At 69.1% G+C, this 20,688-nt stretch carries 15 protein-coding genes; 3 read left to right on the top strand and 12 right to left on the bottom strand.

Features of this window, described 5'->3' with window-relative positions:
- Positions 1-65 precede the first annotated feature (65 nt).
- The gene (locus ACLJOO_RS32060) at positions 66-1,415 is read left to right on the top strand and encodes an NAD(P)/FAD-dependent oxidoreductase (RefSeq protein WP_410791316.1); all 1,350 of its coding nucleotides are present in this window, start codon (positions 66-68) and stop codon (positions 1,413-1,415) included.
- On the opposite strand, the gene ACLJOO_RS32055 is transcribed toward ACLJOO_RS32060, so the two are convergent.
- The gene (locus ACLJOO_RS32055; RefSeq protein ID WP_410791315.1) at positions 1,408-3,396 is read right to left on the bottom strand and encodes a heparinase II/III family protein; all 1,989 of its coding nucleotides are present in this window, start codon (positions 3,394-3,396) and stop codon (positions 1,408-1,410) included. The genes ACLJOO_RS32060 and ACLJOO_RS32055 overlap by 8 nt on opposite strands.
- 128 nt (positions 3,397-3,524) lie before the next feature.
- Here ACLJOO_RS32055 and ACLJOO_RS32050 point away from each other — a divergent pair, with 128 nt between their 5' ends.
- Entirely contained in the window at positions 3,525-4,184 is a 660-nt protein-coding gene (locus ACLJOO_RS32050) for a class I SAM-dependent methyltransferase (RefSeq protein ID WP_410791314.1), read from the top strand.
- Here the strand turns inward: ACLJOO_RS32050 and ACLJOO_RS32045 are convergent.
- Positions 4,138-4,815, bottom strand: coding sequence for a helix-turn-helix domain-containing protein (locus ACLJOO_RS32045; protein ID WP_410791313.1), 678 nt, complete (start codon positions 4,813-4,815; stop codon positions 4,138-4,140). The two genes, ACLJOO_RS32050 and ACLJOO_RS32045, sit on opposite strands and share 47 nt — an antisense overlap.
- Positions 4,803-6,176: an MFS transporter gene (locus ACLJOO_RS32040; RefSeq protein ID WP_410791312.1), complete on the bottom strand. Its 1,374-nt coding sequence runs from the start codon at positions 6,174-6,176 to the stop codon at positions 4,803-4,805. The genes ACLJOO_RS32045 and ACLJOO_RS32040 overlap by 13 nt, the downstream gene beginning before the upstream one ends.
- Before the next feature lie 134 nt (positions 6,177-6,310).
- Between ACLJOO_RS32040 and ACLJOO_RS32035 the strand changes: the two genes are divergently transcribed.
- Positions 6,311-9,940: a GH116 family glycosyl hydrolase gene (locus tag ACLJOO_RS32035; RefSeq protein ID WP_410791311.1), complete on the top strand. Its 3,630-nt coding sequence runs from the start codon at positions 6,311-6,313 to the stop codon at positions 9,938-9,940.
- A 354-nt stretch (positions 9,941-10,294) separates the two neighbouring features.
- On the opposite strand, the gene ACLJOO_RS32030 is transcribed toward ACLJOO_RS32035, so the two are convergent.
- The 9 genes from ACLJOO_RS32030 to ACLJOO_RS31990 form a co-directional block, all read right to left on the bottom strand.
- On the bottom strand, positions 10,295-12,058 hold the full coding sequence (locus tag ACLJOO_RS32030) for a DUF222 domain-containing protein (RefSeq protein ID WP_410791309.1): 1,764 nt from the start codon (positions 12,056-12,058) through the stop codon (positions 10,295-10,297).
- 111 nt (positions 12,059-12,169) lie between these two features.
- The gene (locus ACLJOO_RS32025) at positions 12,170-14,755 is read right to left on the bottom strand and encodes a CHAT domain-containing protein (protein ID WP_410791307.1); all 2,586 of its coding nucleotides are present in this window, start codon (positions 14,753-14,755) and stop codon (positions 12,170-12,172) included.
- Positions 14,752-15,222 carry a hypothetical protein gene (locus tag ACLJOO_RS32020; RefSeq protein WP_410791306.1) on the bottom strand — a complete coding sequence of 157 codons (471 nt, stop codon included), beginning with the start codon at positions 15,220-15,222 and terminating at the stop codon, positions 14,752-14,754. The genes ACLJOO_RS32025 and ACLJOO_RS32020 overlap by 4 nt, the downstream gene beginning before the upstream one ends.
- Positions 15,219-15,806 carry an RNA polymerase sigma factor gene (locus ACLJOO_RS32015; RefSeq protein WP_410791305.1) on the bottom strand — a complete coding sequence of 196 codons (588 nt, stop codon included), beginning with the start codon at positions 15,804-15,806 and terminating at the stop codon, positions 15,219-15,221. Before ACLJOO_RS32015 ends, ACLJOO_RS32020 begins: the two co-directional genes overlap by 4 nt.
- Before the next feature lie 48 nt (positions 15,807-15,854).
- Positions 15,855-16,979, bottom strand: a complete 1,125-nt coding sequence (locus ACLJOO_RS32010) for a S8 family peptidase (protein ID WP_410791304.1) — start codon at positions 16,977-16,979, stop codon at positions 15,855-15,857.
- A 100-nt stretch (positions 16,980-17,079) separates the two neighbouring features.
- Positions 17,080-17,649, bottom strand: coding sequence for a hypothetical protein (locus ACLJOO_RS32005; protein WP_410791303.1), 570 nt, complete (start codon positions 17,647-17,649; stop codon positions 17,080-17,082).
- Between the two features lie 116 nt (positions 17,650-17,765).
- On the bottom strand, positions 17,766-18,791 hold the full coding sequence (locus ACLJOO_RS32000; RefSeq protein WP_410791302.1) for an ABC transporter ATP-binding protein: 1,026 nt from the start codon (positions 18,789-18,791) through the stop codon (positions 17,766-17,768).
- Positions 18,788-19,774 carry an ABC transporter ATP-binding protein gene (locus tag ACLJOO_RS31995; RefSeq protein WP_410791301.1) on the bottom strand — a complete coding sequence of 329 codons (987 nt, stop codon included), beginning with the start codon at positions 19,772-19,774 and terminating at the stop codon, positions 18,788-18,790. Before ACLJOO_RS31995 ends, ACLJOO_RS32000 begins: the two co-directional genes overlap by 4 nt.
- A complete protein-coding gene (locus ACLJOO_RS31990; protein ID WP_410791300.1) occupies positions 19,761-20,687 on the bottom strand; it encodes an ABC transporter permease in 927 nt (308 codons plus the stop codon). The genes ACLJOO_RS31995 and ACLJOO_RS31990 overlap by 14 nt, the downstream gene beginning before the upstream one ends.
- Position 20,688: the final 1 nt, after the last annotated feature.

The following is a 20,688-nucleotide window of genomic DNA, read 5'->3' as shown; positions in this document are numbered from 1 at the left end:
GCCGATGTCACAATCCGGCCGGGTCGAGTGTCTTACCTGTGAGTAGTCGACGGACGGAGAGAGCGGTGCGCAGGATCTTGGTGGTGGGCGGCGGGTACGCCGGGTTCTACACGGCGTGGAGGCTGGAGAAGAAGCTGCGGCGCGGTGAGGCCGAGGTGATCGTCGTCGACCCGCGGCCGTACATGACGTACCAGCCGTTCCTGCCCGAGGTGGTCGCCGGTTCCGTGGAGGCCCGGCACGCGGCGGTGTCGCTGCGCCGGAACCTGAAGCACACGCGGGTTGTGGCCGGCATGGTGACCGGAATCTCGCACGCGGACAAGACGGTGACGATCCACCCGGCGGACGGGCCGGACTACCAGCTGACGTACGACGTGATCGCGGTGACCGCCGGTGCGGTGACGCGGACGTTCGACGTACCGGGGGTGGCCGAGCGGGCGATCGGGATGAAGCACGTCGAGGAGGCCGTGGCGATCCGGGACCGGCTGTTCACGGCGTTCGACGAGGCGGCCGGGCTGGAACCGGGGCCGCAGCGGCGCAAGCTGCTGACGGTCACGTTCGTGGGCGGCGGATTCTCCGGTGTCGAAGGGTTCGCCGAGCTGCTGTCGCTGGCGCGGGCGTTGCTGAAGAAGTACCCGGAGCTGTCCGAGAACGATCTCGGATTCCACCTGGTCGAGGCGACCGGGCGGATCCTGCCCGAGGTGAGCGACCGGCCCGGCGAGTGGGTGGTGAAGATGCTCGAGAAGCGCGGTGCGGTCGTGCACCTGAACACCTCGATGCAGTCGGCCGACGACGGGCACGTGGTGCTGTCGGACGGGACGGAGTTCGACTCGGAGTTGATCGTGTGGACCGCGGGCAACGCCGCCACCCGGCTGCTGCGCAACCACACCGACCTGCCGCACAACGAGCGCGGCCTGGTTCAGGTGCGGGCGGACCTGCGGATCGGTACCGAGACCGAGGTGATCCCGGACGCGTGGGCGGCCGGCGACGACGCGGCGGTGCCCGACCTGGCGGCGCCCACGAAGGGCGCGTACACGGTGCCGAACGCGCAGAACGCCGTACGGCAAGGGAAGTTGCTGGCGAAGAACCTGCTGCGGTCGCTCCGGGGGCGGGAGCCGAAGAACTACCGGCACAGCAGTCTGGGCGTGATCGCGACGCTCGGCCTCGGCAGCGGGATCTTCCAGTACAAGCGGATCGTCATCAAGGGCCTGCTGGCCTGGCTGATGCACCGCGGGTACCACGTGCTCGCGGTCCCGACGTGGGACCGGAAGATGCGGGTGCTGGCGATCTGGCTGGTGGCGTTGTTCTACGGCCGCGACATCGTGTCGCTCGCCTCCGTCCAGAGCCCCCGCGAGGCGTTCGCCAGCGAGGCCAGGAAGACAGCGGCCCAGAAGGCAGAGGCGGCGCGGGTCAGTTGATGCGGGTGAGGCGGCCGTCCTGCTGGACCCGGACGGTCGTCTTGCGGGTGCCGACGGTCAGGTCGACGAAGAACATGCCGCTGACGGTTCGGGTCTTGTAGGTGACGGTTTCGGTGGAGCCGGCCGGGACGATCGCGGACAGGATGGTCGCGGTCGTCCCGTTGCGGTTGAACTTGACCACAGGCGCCGGCGCACGGTGGAAGATGTCGGGGTAGTACCAGCCTTGGACCGGGTCCTGCTGGCCCTGAACGACGGTGATCCCGTCGGCGGCCGGCTGCTGCTGGTACGGGATCTGCAGCAGGTAGGTCTTGGACTTGTCGCCGGGTTTCGCGGCAACCGCTGCCGTTGGGGATTGGACCGTCACCTTCTGGTCCGGCGCGAGGTGCCACAGCGTCTCGTACCGCTGGGTGTCGGTCGCCTGGCCGCGGTCGAGCGTGATGATTAGATCGGGATCCTTGAGCACGAGTACGTCGCGCTTCCGGGTCACTCCCGGCGCCGGTGAGTCGGCGAGCGAGTACGACTCCCAGGTCGGTGTGATCGACGCGCGGACCAACTGCGTCACTACGCTCGCGGTGGCCGCCGACGGGATGGTCATCACGTTGTGCGCGGCCTGACTCTTCGACCACGCTTGCCACTTGTCGAGCTGGTACCCGGAGTGCCCCGGGTCGATCAGCACGTCCCGGCCGTGCGACGAGTAGGTGATCGACATGTGGTCGTCATGACCGTGCAGTGTCCGCGCGGCGCCGTACCGGATGCTGTACGTCGACTCCTGCGCGAACGGCCGCGTCTCGCCCCACCCGGTCCGGCCGAAGACGTAGCCGGCGTCGTAGACCGCGACCCGCTTGGACGGTCTCGTCCCCTTCTTCCCGAGCGAGGCCACGTAGTCGAGCGCGGTCCCGGCCGCACCGGTCGGCTTCTGCCGTACGGCGTCACCGACCTGCTGGAGCTCACCCGTGGACTTGGTCGCGAGCGCCAGCCACTCCGACAGAGCAGCACGTCGCTGCGCGATCACCGGTCCGGGGTTCGATCCGCACCGCTGCAGAGCGGTGGTCGCGCGACCCCACAGCAGGTAGTTGAACATCGCGTACCCGACCGACTGCTCGTTCGTCGAGCCCTGTGGATCGATCGCGACGGTGATGCCCTGGGCCAGCCGATCCACGGCCAGCTTCTTGAGCTCCGGCCGCTTGAGCGTGCAGCCGACCCCGAACAGCGCGATGCTCTCGTCGGTCCCGTGGTTCGAGTTGCCGCTCCAGTTCACGATCATGAACTGCGCATGGTCGACGAGCGCCTTGTCGAGCCAGGCGTACTGCGTGGGCAGCGAGCTGACCTTCAACCCGGTGAGGACCGCTTGGCGGGCGCACAGCAGCACGTTGGTGCGGTGCATGGTGGCCTCCCACGCGCCGACATCGCCCTTCCACGAGTACGGGTTGTCCTGCACCCAGTCGTGGATGATCGCCATCACGTGCGTCAGCGCCTTGCGATCACCACGCTGCCCGGCCGTGATGCCGTTGCCCAGCCAGCGCAGCGAGTGCAGCCACATGTACCAGCTCGGCTTGTGATACGGGTCGGAGCGCCAGTTGATGTCGCCGTTCCCGTTGCCGACCTTGTACGGCGGATCGTCGCCCCAGGAGAACGTGTCGTTCATCAGCATCGGCAGCGGAACGTTCGAGTCGATGCCGCTGAAGCCGGGGCATTCGTACGTGCCGGTGTTGGCGACCGGGGTCGACGGCGGGGGAGTGGCCGGGGTGTCGACGCCCGGCAGCGGCTCCTCGCTCGAGGTCGTGTCGGGGACGCTGGGTTTCGGGGTGGGTCGCTGGCTGGGCGTCGACGGCGTCGGGGATCCGATGGGCGCCGTACTGCGGTCGCGGGCGCCTGGCATCAGGACGAAGACGGCACCGGCGAACGCGACGCCGCAGACCAGGACGCAGGCAAGCGTCAGCGCGACCGTCGTCCCCAGCCGTCTCTTCGACTGTGCAGCCACCCGCCCCCCTCTCCACCACAAGAACGCTCCGAACCACCCGATTCGTTGCGTCCGGCCCCGGTTCGATTGCAACCCGGACAAGCGATTTCTTCAAGCCACGCCACCCCTGCCCCAGGAAAGCTACCTGCATGAGTGAAACCTCGTTCACCCCGGCCCTGGGCCGGTTGCTACCGAGCCGCTTCTTCGACGTAGTCGCGGCCCTGGTCCGCGAGAAGGTATGGCGGCCGATGGTGGTGCGCTCAGCCGCCGTACGCCCTGGCGATCTGGTCGTGGACGTCGGCTGCGGGACGGGCACGCTCGTGCTCATGCTGCATGAGGCGGAGCCCGCCGCGTGGGTGGTTGGCGTCGATCCGGATCCGGAGATCCTCGCTCGCGCGCAGCGCAAAGCCGGCGGCGGGCTCGCCGGCGTCGAGTGGCGGCAGGGGATGGGGGACGAGTTGGCGGAGGTGGTCGGGGCGGAGGTTGCGGATGTTGTCGTGTCGAGTCTGGTCCTGCACCAGTGCCCGGTCCCGGTGAAGCGGGCGATCCTGGCCGCGATGTACGCCGTACTGCGGCCTGGCGGACGGCTCGTGATCGCGGACTACGGGCTGCAGCGGACGTGGGTGATGCGGCTCGCGTTCCGGATCGTGCAACTGGCCGACGGGAAGGCCGACACGCAGCCGAACGCCGACGGGATCCTGCCGTCGCTGATCGCCGGGGCGGGCTTCGAGGAGGTCTGCGAGGTCGAGGTGGTGCCGACCGTCACCGGGTCGATCTCGGTGCTGACGGCGTACCGTCCGATGCTCTGAGGGCAGGCAGGACCTCGGTCGGCGTGAGGCCTATCATCTCGCGCATCCATCGGCTCAGATGCGCCTGATCGGCGAACCCGGCGGTGACTGCCGCGTCGGCCAACGGCTGACCGGCTGCCAGCGCCTCCGCAGCTCGGCGCAGTCGTGCCCAGACCCGCCACCGGGCCAGCGGCATCCCGAGCGTCTCGCGCGCGACGGCGCGCAGGCGTTGCGGCGACAGCCCGACCCGGTGGGCCAGTTCCGGCATCGAGAGGTGCCATTCGGTCAGCGTCAGCTCCATCGCGTCGACCAGCCGCGGATCGACGTCCGCCGACGCGCGGGCTGCCGCCGCATCGAGATCCTGCAAGCCGTCGATCGCCTCCAGCACCGCGATCCCGTCGTACGCACGCAGCCGATCCGCGAACGCACACTGCGGTTCGACGAAGTAGGTCAGCAACTCGTCCGCGGCGAGCAGCCGGTGCCAGGTCATCGGCGGTACGACGAGGGCCGGGCCGCGGTGGCACACGCCGGCGTCGTCGATCATCGCGACCTCCGGGCCGATCGCGAGCTGGTACGCGGCGTGCCGGTGCCGCGTGCCGGCGGCGACGGGTCCTTGATAGCGCGCGTACCCGTCGCGGATCACGAATCGCATGCCGCCGAGGATACGAGGACCGGGGTACGGCGGCCGAAGGCGGTGACTGCGAGACCTGCGATGCTCGCCCCGGCGGCGACGATTGCACAGGTGACGAAGCCGCTGGCGAGGTTGTGCGCGGTGCCGAGGAGCGGGCCGAACGTCGCGACGCCGATCGCTCCGCCGATCTGGCGGGATGTGTTGAACGCGGCCGAGGCGGCGCCGTGCAGGTCGGGTTCGACCGCGGCGATGGACTGGGCTGTCATGGTCGGGACGAGCAGACCGGAGCTGAACCCGATCGGGACCAGTGCGAGCACCATCGGCCAGACCGCGGACGACGTACTGGCCCAGGCGAGTGCGAGCAGCGCTAGCGTCAGGACCGCTTGGCCGATCGCGAGCACGGCCGGTCGGCCGAGGCGGCGGGTGAGTGGCGCAGAGGCGAGGTTGGCGATCGAGATCAGGCCGGTCAACGGCAGGAACAGCAACCCGGTGACCAGTGCGCTGAGGTGGCGCCCTTGCTGGAGCAGCAGGCTCATCGAGAACAGCACGCCGTAGAAGGCGAAGTTGAGCAGCGTGCCTTGAAGCGCGGCGGTCGCGAAGCCGCGTTCGGCGTACAGCTTGAGTGGGAGCAGCGGTGCCCGGACGGAACGCTCGATCACGATGAAGCCGACGAGTCCGGCGACGGTCAGCGCGGCTGCTGCGAGGACCGCGGGATCGCCCCAGCCGCGTGTCGGTGCCTCGATCAACGCGAACACCAGCCCGCCGATGAACGCGGTCGCGGTTCCCATCCCGGCCAGATCAAGTCGTCGAGTACGTCGTACGACGGCCGGCATCGAGCGCAGCGCCCAGATCGCGGCGGGGATGCCGATCACCACGTTGACCGCGAAGACGGCTCGCCAGTTCGCGAGCGCGACGAGACCGCCGCCGAGCAGGGGACCGGCCGCCATCCCGGCGCCGCCGGCCGCGGCCCACCAGCTGACCAGGCGGTGGCGTGCGTGTTCGTCGGTCGCGGACCCGGTCGCGAGGACGAGCGCGCTGGGTAGCAGGAGAGCGGAACCCGCGCCTTGGACGAGCCGGGCGAGGTTCAGCATCAGCATCGAGCCGGCCGCCGCGCAGACCGCCGATGAGAGGGTGAAGACGAGTAATCCGGTGAGGAACGCGCGCTTGGCGCCGAGGGTGTCGGCGATCGCGCCGGCGCCGAGCATCAGCGCGGCGAACGACAAGGTGTAGGCGTTCAGCGACCACTCGAGCTCGGCACGGGACGCGTGCAGGTGGGTCGCGAGCTGGGCGAGGGTGACGTTCACGATCGTGCTGTCGACGAAGACCATGAACGAGGCGATCAGCGCGAGCGCGACGACCGACCGGCGGTGCTCAAGAGGCATGCTCCCCACCCTACGACCTTGTTCGATACGCGTCGAACAGTATCCCACCGGGCGGGACCCGTTGACCTCGTGTGCAGGGCTGGCTACGGTGTCGGAAATCGATTTCTCCCGCCCGTCCCGCCTAGGAGAACCGAATGACGACGCATGACCTGCCGCCCGGTTGCGCGAACCGATCCTGTGCCGGCGAATGCCCCCGGGCACATCTGAGCCGCCGTACCTTCATCTCCCTCAGCGCCGCTGCGGTGGGCGCCATGGCCGTCCCGGGCCAGGCGCTAGCAGCGCTAGCGGCGCCGCCGCGACACGATCCGGCCGTGTTGTTCGATCGCGGTACGCCGACGACGTACACCGGTGCCGCGCTGCCCAAGATCGGGATGCCGGTCGGCGGCGGTACGACGGGACAGGTGTACCTGGCCGGCGACGGGCGGCTGTGGGCCTGGGACATCTTCAACCCGACTTCGTTCCCGCTCGGCGGCGCGGACTTCTCCGGGCACAACTACGCCTTTCCGCTGTCCGCTGATCAGCCCGGCGCATCGCAGTTCCGCCAGGGTTTCGCGCTCCGCACGACCACCCGAGGCCGGACGACGACCCGGTCGGTCGACGCGGCCGGGTTCAAGGACGTCCGGTTCATGGGTTCGTACCCGATTGGCCGGGTCGCGTACGCCGACCCTGACAACTCAGGCAGCCCGGTGTCGGTGCAACTGGAGGCCTTCTCGCCGTTCGTCCCGTTGGCCACGCTGGACTCGACGCTGCCCACGACGATCATGGCGTTCACGCTGCGGAACACGTCGTCGGCGTCGGTCCGCGCGACGCTGCTCGGGTACGCCGAGAACCCGGTCTGCATCGACAGTCGCCTCCGGCAGCCCACCACGTTGCAGGCGCGAGGCTTCAAGGGCGGTCTCGAATTCGGCGCGATCGATGACACGGGTGCTGAGCAGGGCGACATCCTCTTCGAGGACTGGGTGAAGGACACGTACGACGGGTGGACCGTCACCGGTGACGCGTTCGGTGCGGGCCCGGTGCGGCCCCTCGACGTACCGAATCTGATGAAACGGTTCGGCGATCTGAACGTGTCGGGCACGCGGTTCGTCACGTCGTACGACTTCCGCGGCGGCGCGAATGACGGGTCGACCGGGAAGCTGACGAGCCGCGAGTTCATCGTCGAGCGCCGGTACGTCGCCGTCGGCGTGAGCGGCGGACGTCATCCTGGCGAGACGTGCGTGAACGTCCTCGTCGACGGGCAGGTTGTCGCATCGGCGACGGGTGACGAGAGCGAGCCGTTGGTCGCGCAATTCCTGGACTTGTCCGCCTATGTCGGCCGCACGGCGCGGATCGAGCTCGTCGACGCTCACGCGGGTGCGTGGGGGCACATCAGTTGCGATGCGATCGTGTTCACGGATCGGCCGGACATCGTGTTCGAGACGTGGGACAAGCCGACGTACGACGGGTGGACCGTGACGGGTGACGCCTTCGGCGCAGGCCCGGTGACCGCGGCCGAGACGCCCGACGGGTTCCGGCGGCCCTTCGGGCTGCGGACCGAGCTGAACGTGAGCGGGCGGTTCGTCACGTCGTACAACTTCCGCGGCACCGGCGACCCGGACCGGTTCACGGGCTCGCTGACCAGCCGCGACTTCGTCATCGAGCGCCGGTTCGTCACGGCGTGGGTCGGCGGCGGGCACCACAAGGGCGAGACCTGTCTGAACGTCGTGGTCGACGGGAAGGTCGTGGCTTCGGCGACGGGGACCGACATCGAGCCGCTCACCGCGGTGTCGATGGACGTGGGTGCGTTCGCTGGCCGCACGGCGCGGATCCAGATCGTCGACGACAACACCGGCGGCTGGGGTCACGTCAACGTCGACCGGATCCTGTTCAGCGACCGGCCGATCCGCCGGCAGCCCGTGGCGGACCGTCCCGACGGCGGCACGTTCGCGCTGGCCGCGTTGACGCCCGGCGGCGTCGCGCGGCCGTCGATCGCGGACTGGTCCTCGACCGACGCACTCTTCGACTCGGCCGCCGGTCCGGGCGATTCGAGCGGCCCGCAGGCAGGCACAGTTGCCGTCACGGTGACGTTGCGGCCGGGGGAGTCACGGACGATCCGGTTCGCGTACGGCTGGTTCTTCCCGAACCCCGAACGCGAGCTGTTCGCCGAACTCGTCGGCGCCTCGACGTTCCGCCGCCACTACGCGACCCGCTTCGGCTCCGCTCGCGATGTTGTCTCGTATCTGGCGGCCAACATCGAGCGCCTCGAGCGCGACACGAAGCTGTGGGTGAAGACCTGGTACGACGACTCGTCGCTGCCGCACTGGTTCCTCGAACGGACCCTCGCGACGGCATCCACGATCGCGACGAGTACCTGCTATCGCTGGGACGACGGGCGTTTCTACGCCTGGGAGGGGACGTACTGCTGCGCCGGCACCTGCGAGCACGTCTGGAACTACGCGCAGGCGATCGGCCGGCTGTTCCCCGACCTGGAACGCGACACCCGGGAACGGGTCGACCTCGGCATCGCGTTCCGGCCGACCGGCGAGATCGGCAACCGCGGCGAGGCCGGCGACGCGTCGACCTCGTTCGCCGACGGGCAGACCGGGACGATCCTGCGCATCTACCGCGAACACCAGATGAGCAAGGACTCGACGTTCTTGCGCCGGGTCTGGCCGCGGGTGCGGACGGCCGTCGAGTTCCTGGTCGCGCACCGGGACGGCGCGGACGAGGACGGGATCTTCCGCGGCAGTCAGTGGAACACGCTCGACACCGAGTGGTTCGGCGAGGTGCCATGGATCAGCGGCCTGTACGTCGCCGCACTCCGGGCCGCCGCCGCGATGGCGGGTGAGGTCGGCGACGGTGCGAGCGCTGCTAGGTACGCGGCGATCGCCGATCGCGGGTCGGCGTACCTCGCTCGGACGTTGTGGAACGAGGAGTACGGGTACTACGTGCAGAAGGTCGATCCGGCGCATCCGACGGCCGAGAACAGCAACCGCGGGTTGTTCATCGACCAGATGTACGGGCAGACGTACGCGGCCCAGCTCGGCCTGCCGCGGGTGTTCCCGGCCGATCAGGCGCGTACGGCGTTGGCACGGTTGTACGAGTCGAACTTCCGGGCCGACCCGGGAACGTACCGGCCGCCGGGGATCGGGGTCGGACGGGTGTACACGACCGAGGGGGAGAGCGGCGTGATCATGGCGACCTGGCCGCACGGCGGGTCGTCCGAGACACGTGGGCTGATGTACTTCAACGAGGTGTGGACGGGGCAGGAGTACCAGTTCGCCGCGCACCTGTTCTCGGAGGGTATGACCGCGGAGGCGCTGGCCGTCACGCGCGCCATGTACGACCGCTACTCGGCCGAGAAACGCAACCCCTACAACGAAATCGAGGCCAGCGACCACTACGCCCGCGCAATGATGGGCTACGGCGTCTACCTCGCCGCCGGCGGCTACGAATACCACGGCCCCCACGGCCACCTCGGCTTCGCCCCACGCATCCACCCGGAGAACTTCCGCTGCGCCTTCACCGCGGCCGAGGGCTGGGGCCTGTACACGCAACGCCGTACGCCGAAGTCCTTGTCAGCCTCAGTAAACGTCCGCTACGGCCGCATGACCCTGAACACCCTCTCCTTCGAAACTGCCACGCCGCCACGCCAAGTCGAGGTCCACCTCGGCCGCGACCACATCCCCACCCGAGTAGTTGCTACCGGCAACCGCGCCATGGTCACCCTCACCCACCCGACAACAATCACCACCAACCAGACCCTCGAGATAACGCTCAGCTAGCTCCAGCGGCCCCGTCCTTGTGCACCAGATCCGCACGACAACACCCTCAACCCACAGACCTGGCACACAAAGACACCCGCCCGCCCGACCCACCCGACCTGCCCGCCCGGCCTCGATCTGCCCGAGCCGCCCGACCGACCTGCCGGCCTCGGCCTGCCGGCCCGGCCTCGATCTGCCCGAGCCGCCCGACCGACCTGCCGGCCTCGGCCTGCCGGCCCGGCCTCGACGTGCCCGAGCCGCCGACCCGGCGTCGGCTGGTCAGGGCGCGGCGGCCGCGCTCCTTGGTCCCGGCACGGACAGTCCGCCACAGGAGATCTGCGGGCCCGGCCCGCAGCTCGCCGAGACCCCGTGGGATCAGACTGTCGCGAAGGACGGCGGGCCGGTGTCGGCCTCGTTCGTGGCGCGGTTCTGGACCGACGAGTACTCCGACACGTCGTCGCCCCATACCGCGAACCGGGCCGCCTCCGCCCGCGTCAGTTCGTCCGCATGCCACCGACTCGGCCGTACACCCGGCGCGCTGGCCGCGGGTACGTCGGTCTCACCCCGCGGATCGTCCGCGGGCAGGTCGGTCTTACCCCACGGGTCGTCCGCTGGGGTTGAGGTCTGGGGCCTTGGGTTGCCCGTGGACGCGAGTCCGCCGTCGCCTGGCTCAGGGGGTGTGGGACGTTCTCCCGGCGGCTCGTGTGCGCGGGACGCGTCGTCCGATGGATCAGGGCGCGTCGATCGTTCACCCTGTGGCTCGTGTGACCGGGGTGTTTCGTCCGATGGTCTGCGTGGACGGGGTGGTGGGTCGGCCCAGGTGGGTCTGGCTACGTGGACTTCGCCGCCGGTGATGGTGATGTTCCAGTGGCCGTTGTGCAGGTCGGAGTGGTGACGACGGCACAGCAGCACCAGGTTGGAGATCTTGGTTTCTCCGCCGTCGATCCAGGAGATCAGGTGGTGTGCGTCGCACATGATCGGTCGGGCTCCGCAGACGACGCAGCCGCGGTCGCGGGTGTTGAGGGCGCGGCGGATGGCGCGGGTGACGAGGCGTTGGCTGCGGCCGACGTCGAGGGGTTCGGAGTTGGAGCCGAGCACGATCGGGATGACTTTGGCGTCGCAGGCGAGGCGGCGGATGGTCGCCGCGGACAGTCCGTTGCTGTAGACGGTGTGTCCGATCGCGTCGGCGGTGGCTGCTTTCAGGTCTTGCAGGTCGATGGTCACGGTGATGTTCGCCTTCGCCTCAAACCCAGGCACCACATCACCACCCGCACCACCACCCGAGCCGCTCACAAGGTCTGCCCTTGCCCCCTCCTCAGAACCAGCCGGCGTGGAACCAGCCGGCGTGGAGCCAGGCTCCGTGGAGCTGGCTTGTGGGTTGGTGGGGCGGGGGATGGTGGGAGACGGGGTGCCTGCGTCGAGGGCGGTGGCGGCGAGGGTCAGCGTGGTGGTGAGGGCGTCCGCCTGGCGCTTCTCTCGCGAGCGGGGGTCGGGGTCGCCGTCGATGGTTTTGTGGGGGCGGGCTCCGGCGGTGATCAGGGTGCGGAGGAGTTCGGCGTTTTCGTTGGCGAGGTAGCCGGTGAACTTGACGCCTCGGTCGGCGGTTTTGAGGGTGAGGGTTTCGCGGGCGGCCGCCTTTTGTTCTTCGGGTTCGGGGCCGTCGGTGTCGAGGATGTCGCGGGATTGTTCGGCGGCCTTGCGCAGGTCGGTGGGTGCCAGGTGGCGGGCCAGGCGGACGAGTTCTCGTTCGGCGAACTCGAGGTCGGCGACCGGTACGGTCGTCGGGACCTTTTCCAGCGCGGTCACGATCGCTTCGGCCTGGGCCGGGCGCAGGAACACCTGAGGAATCTCGTCGTCGTCGGCCGGTTCGGGGTTGGGGAGGGCGGCGGCGACCGCCGGGTACTTGGGCAGAGCGCGGGACAGGCGGACATCGCGGAAGGCGCGAGAGTGGTCGAGGCGGTAGCGGTACTCCAGGTACTGGACCATGTCACGGGCGCCAACCCGTTCGGCGTACCCGGACTTGTCCATCGCCGCGACGATCCGCAGCCGACACGTCTCGACCCGGGCCAGGTCCGCGTCGCACTGGTCGAGAGCGTCCGCCAGCTCGGCATCGCTCATCAACTCAGGCGGCCTGTCCATGCAGCAAAGCCTAGACACCGCCACCGACAGTTTTCAAAGCCAGAAACCCCTTATTTTCAAGGGAATCCGTTATCCACAACCTCGGCGTCCTGTGGATCTTGCGATCGGCAACTATCCTGCCCCGAGACACGTGAACGGGCTGTGGCCACCCGCGGGGCTTGCAGCGGCGAGGGCCGCTGCGGGCGGTTTGCCGTCGAGGAGTTGCCGGTGGCATCTGACCATGATGTCCATTGCAGTCCGGTCGGCCACCCGGGCGACGCTCGCGATGACGGTGGACGCGCCGGCGGCCAGGAACGCGGTCGACATACCGAGGGGCTCGTCGCCGGGCCGGACGTCAGCCAGACCCAGGTCGCAGGCGGACAGTACGACGGTCGCGGCCGGGTTGAGGTCATGGATGTCGTAGCCGAACAGCGGTCCGCCGGTCAGATCCAGGGAGGAGAACAACGGATTCTCGAGCTGGTGGTGACCGTGGGCCGCAAGATGGATGAGCGACGCCTTCTCGCACGCGGCCAGCGTGGCGGCCGGTGTCGCTGACGAACCGGTGAGCACGACGGCCTCGCGATACAGTCCGGCGATCGCCTGGACTTCGGCCGCGCCACGATCGTTCCCGGGCCCGGCGACCAGTACCACCTTGGATTCGAGGGCCGAGCGCTGCCGCGCGCGGATCCAACTGGTCGCCGACGGCGCGACGGTGATCGGCCGGCCCGCCCCGGAAGGCAGGGCCGACCAGGCGACGGTCGCGAGTACGCCGGTCGGTACGACGATGAGCGGCCGGTCGCCGACATGGGGCAGCAGCGGATCCAGTAGCAAGGCTCCGAGCCGGCTTCCGTCGAGCCGGGTCGCGGTATCGACAGCGGTCGCGAGCCGGGCCGGCAAGACCCGCCCGGCCTGCGCGTCGAGGTCGGCCCGCAGACGCCGGGTGAGTTCCGCGACCTCGGAGTACGGGCCGAGGGTGACCAGCCTGGCGAAGTCTGCGACGACCACCAGGGCCCGGAGCAGATCTCCGTCCTGCAGATAGCTGACAAGCGCGGCGCCGCCGAGCTCGGCCCGCACCTGCCCGAGGGGAGCGATGACCGGACTGGTTGCCGGAGACAACGCCGGGGCCGACCAGTGGTGCTCTCGGATCAGTTGGCGGAGGGCGTGTACGCGGGACCGGAGATTCCCGGTCTCTCGCCCCGCGAGTTCGTGAGACCGCAAGGTGTACTGCGTCTGCCGTAGCTCCTCCAGCGCCGTCGCCAGCGCCTGATCGTCGGGTGGCCGCACCGGTGACAGCAGAAGTGCCTGTGCCCGGGAGCGTTCCGACCATCGGTAGACGCTGGCCGGCGTACCGTTACGGGTGGCGTGGGCGAGACCGGTGCGGGCGAGCTCGCGGCCGTGCGCAGAGGTGCTGGTCTGTAGATCGAACGATCCGAACTGTGCGCGGTACCGATGGACGCTCTCCAAACCGGACTGCAGTTGCCGGAAAGCGTCTCCTGGACGGTCCTCGGCGAACGCCAGTTCGGCCAGTACGTGCTTGCGGATCAACCGAGTGTCGAACCGATCTGAACGCCCGGACGTGCCGTGGCGAACGAGCAACTGTCTGGCTGCCGCCGTCCGGCCCGCGGCGATCAGCGCCCGCGCTGCGATCAGCCCCGCGACCCGCTGGTCCTCGGGCAGTCCGAGCAGACCCAGCCGGGGAGCGAGCCGGCGCGCCCGATCGGCGACGGATCGCAGTACCGATGCGGCATCGTCACCGCCGGCACCGTCACCGCCGGCGGTGCGCGCCGCCTCCGCCTCGGCACGGAGCTGCAGCAGCGAGAGTACGGCGGCTCGTCGTTCGTTGGCCCGGCCAACGAAGCGCGACCGGGCCTGCCGGGCCCAGGCGACGGCATCGTCGAAACGACCGGCCAGGAGGGCTGCTTCCGCTCGGGCGTGCAGAGCATCGGCATGAGTATGGCTGAGGTTCTGCCGCGCCGCCAGGGCGACAGCGGTGGCCAGTTCGCGGTCGGCGTCGGTGAACAGCCCGGCAGCCATCAGGCCGCGAGCGTGCTCGACAGCGAGGATCGGCAGTCGGCCCGGCGCGATCCGCTCGTAGTCGGCGCGCGACTGAGCGAACCGCCGGAGCGCGGACGTCAGATCACCGGCGACCACGTCGATACAGCCGAGATTCACCCGACTCATCGCCACGTGCAGCTCGAAGCCTTGCCGTCGTGCGACCTCCGCGCAGCGCTGCAGGTCGGCCCGCGCCGCTCGGACTCGCCCCGCCTCCAGGAGAGCGATGCTGCGGTTGTTGAGGACCTTGACGAGATCGAGCGGATGCTCGTCCTCGCGGAGCAGCGTGACGGCCGAGTCGTACCAGCCCAGGGCGATGTCGTTGCGGCCCTGGCGCTTCAGCAGCAGAGCGCGCTGCGCGTGGAGGACGGCGCGCTGATGCTCGGCAACGACAGCCTCTGCCTGGTCGAGCAGGTGCAGGCCGAGCTCAACCCGGCCTCGTTCGGACTCCGCCCAGGCCAGGCTCATCAACAGCCTCGCGCGAACCTCCTCCGCGGCCTGAGCATCGGCCACCGGTCCGGTGGCGGGCTCTGCTTTCGACAGTAGCGCCAGACCCGACCTCAGCCGGCGGACAGCGACCGCCGGCCGGCCGTGGTCGCTGTCCAGCACCGCGGCGGCATGCAACTCCCGCGCCCGGTCGGTCGCACCGGCCGCCGTCGGTTTCACAGGGTGACTGCTGGGGTGACGACGCTCGAGGTGGTGTCGTCCGGCGGATGGATCACGAACTGCGCGAGCCCGCGTGGTGTCTCGTCGAAGACGAACCGTCCGGCTTCGTCCGCGGATTCGACGCGTGGTTCCAGCGGTTCGGCGAATCGCAGCTCGACGCGCAGCGGAGCCGCGGGAGCGAGCCAGCCGTCGATCCGGAGGAGCCCGTCGGGCCGTTCGGCGAGCGTGATCATGACGGTCCGTCCAGTGGCCTCGAACGTGATCGTCCGGGTCTGCTCGACGGCCCGTGCGCCGGACCCGGCCAGTACGTCGCCGGTACGGCGGGCCAGCTCGAACTCGGCCTGCTCGAGGTCGAGCGCGAACCGCACCAGCAGGTCGAGATCCGGAGGCGGCGGATCGACGGCCGCGTGGACGGCCGCGAGCCGGTCGAGGATGTCCTGATCCACGCTGTCCAACGGCTCGGTCATCGTTCCTCCCAGAGCGGATCCGCCAGGAGCAGATCGCGCAGCTTCGCCAGGCACCGGCCGCGCGTCGGCCCGATGCTGCCTCGCGGCCGGCTCAATGCCTCGGCGACGACGTCGTAGTCGGGACGGTCGACGTGGGCAACGATCCGCAGCAGTTCGCGGCATTGGCCGGTGAGCTTCTGGAAGTGCTCCCACAAGGCCCTGTCGCGCTCGCTGGTGAGGAGGAGGTCGTCGACGGCTGGTCCCGGATCGGTCTGGGCCGAGATGATCGGGACCGGATCGCCGCCGCCGGAGCGCCGGCGTTGATCGCGAACCCGCCATGCCTGCCTTCGAGCGCTCGTGACGAGCCATCCTGTCAGCGCTTCGGGCGTCCGGATCTCGTTGATCCGGCGCAGGAACTCCAGCCACGTCGTCTGAATCACGTCCGCGCTGTCGTCGGTCGCCAGTCCCTGGGCCCGGACGACGTGCCACAGCAAGGGATTGAGCTCGGTCACGATCGTGTCGAGCGCTTTCCGGTCACCGGCGCGAGCCTGTGCGAGGCATTCGGCGATGCGGGTCGCGCGCTCGGCACGGCTCACCGTGGACATGCCCGCCATGCTACGGCGTACGGCCGGGACCGGCCTAGCCTTGTTCGGTCAGCTTGCGGACGAGTTCGCAGCGAGCTCGCCGGCGAAGATGGCAGCCGAGAAGGACGTTCCCGTCCACTGCGCGTATCCCGCACCGGCCAGCTTCTTGCCTTCCGGTGTCAGCGGCATCAAACTCACCACCTCTCCGCCCAGCCGCCAGTCCGTCACCCAGGGACCGCGGCTGCTGTACTCCTCCGGGAAGTCCTTGGACAGGCCGCCGCCGACGCTCGTCACACCCGGCCCGGCCAAGGGTGCGTAACAGGCCGGGAACACGGGATCCGTCGTCGCGTCGTTGCCGGCGGACATGACGACCCGAACACCGCGTCCGGCCAACGCGTCGACGGCCTTCTTGACCCGGTCGGCACTGCTCGACGAATCATCGCCGTTCTCGACCTTGCGGCCGAAGGCCATCAGGACCACGTCGACCCGCCCGCCGTACCCGGCCAACCACTCGAGGGCGGCGATGACGTTCTCCTCGTTGACCTGACCCAGCGCGTCCATCACCTTGACCGACAGGACCTGTGCGTCCGGCGCCACCCGGCGAATGATGCCGGCGATGAAGGTGCCGTGCCCGAGATGGCTGCCGAGGTTTCGCTCCTTGCCGATCGGCGGCAACGCAGGGACGTCGAGCGCCCGGACCTGTGCCCAGCCGTCTGCGTCGTGGACGAACGGTTGCCCGTCCACCGGCTGCGGCAGCCACGGATGGTTCGCCAGGACGCCGCTGTCCAGGAGGGCGATCACCGGCCGGTCATCGAGCGCACGCCAGTTCGGCTGCGGTCCCATCGCCGTGGCCTCGACCGGCGTCCACGCGGCATCGGCGACGCCGTGCCCGGTCTTCTCGCCCAGAAGTTCGAATCGGCCGGGCTTCCCGGCTCCGGTCGTGGTCGCACCGAAACGAACATCGCGCAGGACGTCGCCCGGTTCGTCGGCAGTCTGCCGGAGAACGTCGAGCACGGCGTCGAGATCGGACCCCGCGACCGGTACGGCGACGTACCTGGCGGTGCCGGTCTCCGGGATCGTGAGGTCCGGGAGCGGGCGGCCGAGGCCCGCCTTGGAAAGGTTCGCGTTCAAGCCTTCGACGCCGTGGTTCTTCAGCAACTCGGCGCGAACGAGCAGTCGGTCGGACAAGATCATGGTCAGCTCCGGGAGTCATCTGGCCTGCACGGTGTCGGGGTCCAGAGTGGCGGAAAGGGCCGGTCTCCGCACGCCTTGCGGAGGCCGGCCCGCCCGTGGGCTACAGAACGATGTCGAAGTAGAACTTGTACGTCGAGCCTTCGCCGTTGTGGAAGGTGAAGAAGTGGTGCTGGATGCCTTGCTCCACCTTCAGGCCGCCGTTCGCCAGCGCGGTGAGCTCGCCGGCCCGAAACACCTTGGTGTCGGTCCCCAGGTTGTCGTCGCCACCGCCGACGAGCGCGGTGCCGATCTCGGCCAGGACACCGGGAGCCCAGTCCGGGACGTCGTACCCGCCCGCGTGCCCGGCCACCGCGGCGATCTCGGCCGCCGCCTTCACCTTGGCCGTCAGTTCATCGGCGTCGCCCTGGTCCTGCTCCATGCAGGTGACTGCGAGGACGAGTTCCCGGTCCTCTCCGATGTAGAGGATCTGACCCGAGCTGTACGAGCCGCCCGCATCGACGTCCTCGTAGACCTCGGAGTGCACCGTTCGGACGGTGGGAGCGGGAGGCTGTCCCGCGTACGGCGGTTCGAACGTGGTGACGGTGGAGATGCAGTAGATCTCGTCGGACGCGGTCCCGTGGTCCCAGTCCGTCTCACCGAAGCAGATCATCCCTTTGTTGCGAAGGATCATTGCCCTTCCCCTTTCGATAGCGGGCCAGGCCCGCTGCTGTGGCAGATACAGGGAAGGGGATCGAGGCGTGTCCCAGATACATCGATGCTGCGGATTCGTGAGAATCAGCCGATGCGTCAGTCTGCGTCGGCCTCCGCGACGTGGCAGGCGGCTTCGTGGTTCTTGCCGAGGACTCGGAGCATCGGTGTCTCCGAGTGGCAACGGTCGACAGCAAGTGGGCAGCGCCAGCGGAAGCGGCAGCCCGGTGCCGGGTCGATGACCTTGGGCGGTTCGCCGGTGTCGCCTTCGATGCCGGTGGCCAGGGGTGCCCGTGGGTCGGGGACGGCGCCGAGGAGCAGGTCCGTGTACGGGTGCTTCGGGTTCTGCAGGACCGACTCGGTCGGGCCTTTCTCGACGACGTGCCCGGCGTACATGATCATCAAGCGGTCGGCGACGTACCGGGCCGAGGCGATGTCGTGCGTGATGTAGAGGAACGACACGCCCTGCGTCTCCCGGAGTTCCGCCATCAGGTTCAGCAGGCCGATCCGGATCGACACGTCCAGCATCGACACCGGCTCGTCGGCGAGGATCAGTTTCGGTTTGTGCGCGAGCGCCTGCGCGAACCCGATCCGTTGCCGTTGGCCACCACTCAGCTCGTACGGGTACCGGTGCATGACGTCACCGGCCGGCGACAGGCCGACGGCCTCGATGACCCGCTCCGCCTCCTCGAAGCGTTGCGCCTTCGTCGTCAGGTCCCGCCGGTGCAGTTTCAGGCTCCGCAGGACTCCGTGCTTCACCCGGAACGCCGGGTTCAGCGACGAGAACGGATCCTGGAACACCATCGGTGCGTCGCCCCGATAGGCGAGCTGATCCTTGCGGGACCGGAAGGTCGACATCGCCCGGCCCTGGTAGAAGATCTCGCCGCTGGTCGGCTTGTACACGCCGGCGAGCAACCGCGCGATCGTGCTCTTGCCGCTCCCGCTCTCACCGGCCAGCGCGACGATCTCCTGCCGCCCGATCGAGAAGTTCACCTCGTCGACCGCGTGCAGCATCTGCCGCGAGAACCCGCGGCCGACCCGGAAGTGCCGGGTCAGTTCCCTTGCCTCGAGCAACGGCGCGGCGGCCGACTCGGTCTCACCGGGTACGACTTCCACCGAGGTCATCGAGCCTCCTCCCGCACGAGATCAGGGGCGTGCAACAGGCAGCGCGCCTGGACGGCGCCCACCTGGTAGAGCTCCGGCTCGATCTTCGGGCAGTCCTCGAACGCCTTCGGGCAGCGCGGCTGGAACCGGCAGCCCGGCGGCGGATCGGCCAGGTTCGGCGGACTGCCCGGGATCCCCGTCAACGGCACCTTGGGGCCGCGAATCGACGGGAACGCGTCCAGCAGCCCGGCGCTGTACGGATGCTCCGGATGATCGAACACCGCGCGCGTGTCGCCGAACTCGACGACCTGCCCGGCGTACATCACCACCAGTTTGTCCGAGAAGTGACTGACCAGCGACATGTCGTGGGTGACGAAGATGACCGCGAACCCGAGCTGCCTCTGGAGTTCCTTGATCTGCACCATCAGCGACCGCTGCGCGACCACGTCGAGCGCGGACGTCGGCTCGTCCATGATGATCAGGTCCGGCGTGAACAGCAGCGCCATCGCGATCATCGCGCGCTGCCGCATGCCGCCGCTCAACTGGTGCGGGTAACTGCGAAGGTGGATCGGGTCGATCCCGACCAGCCGCAGTACCTCGGCCGGCCGCTCGTCGGCGACCGGTTCGTCATGCGCCATGATCGTGTCCCGGAACTGCGCGCCGATGCTCTTCACCGGGTTGAGCGCGTTCATCGCGCTCTGCATCACGACCGAGAAGTCGCGCCACCGCAACGCGGACAGCTTCTTCTCGCTCATCGTCACCAGGTTCTGGCCCTGGAACGTGACGCTGCCGCCGGTGATCGCGGCCGGCGAGCTGAGCAGTTGCGCGATCGCGAACAGCAGCGTCGACTTGCCGCACCCGGACTCGCCGACCACGCCGACGAACTCACCGGCGTGTACGTCGAGATCCACGTGATCGACCGCGACGACCGGGCGGTCCCCGGTGTCGTACTCGACCGTCAGATTCCGGACCTCGAGAAGTGGCCCGCCTTCAAGACTTGGCACGTCGCCTCCGAACCGGCCGCAGCGCGGGGTTGCTGATCTCGTCGAACGCGTAGTTGAGCAGGGCGAAGGACACACCGAGCAGCGCGACCGCGAGACCCGGTGAGAGCGCCCACGCGGGCAGGCCGTTCACCAGGGCGCCTTGGTTCTGCGCCCAGTAGAGCATCGTGCCCCAGCTGAGTGAGCTGGGATCGCCGAGCCCGAGGAACTGCAGTCCGGCGGCGGTGAGCACGGAGTACAGCGCCGCGCCGAGGAAGTTCGCGACGATCAGCGAGATCATCGTCGGCAGCACCTCGACGACGATGATGTACGACGAACGCTCGCCGCGGACCCGCGCCGACTCCAGGAAGTCCCGGTTGCGCAGCGACAACGCCTGCGCCCGCATCTGTCTGGCCCCGTACGACCACCCGGTCAGGATCAGCACGATGATGATCACGGTCAGGTTGCCCTTACCGGCGTACGTCGCCAGCACGATGATCAGCGGGAACGTCGGGAGCACCAGGAAGATGTCCGTCAGCATCGACAACCCGTCGTCCGCGAACCCGCCGAGATACGCCGCCGAGACGCCGATGATCACCGACAGGATCGTCGCCCCGAGACCGGCGACCACCGCGATCACCAGCGACTCGCGGGTGCTGTAGATGAGCTGGGCGTACACGTCCTGCCCGAGCCCTGTGGTACCGAGCCAATGCGCGCCGGACGGTTTCTGCAGTGGCAGGTCGCCGATCGCCTGTGGATCGTGGTGCGCACCCGGGACGAACAGCCCAGGGAACGCGGCGAGCAGGATGAACAGGAAAAGCAGTACGGCCCCGACCATCGCCTTCCGGTTGCGCAGGATGGCCCGGAACAGTCCACCACGGGGCCGGCGGGTAACACTCGCGACCGGCGCCGACGCACCGGCAACAACAGCACTCATC

The organism is Kribbella sp. C-35 (assembly GCF_046549195.1).
In the GTDB taxonomy this organism is placed as follows: Bacteria; Actinomycetota; Actinomycetes; order Propionibacteriales; family Kribbellaceae; genus Kribbella.
This window is presented reverse-complemented; position numbering and strand designations above follow the sequence as displayed.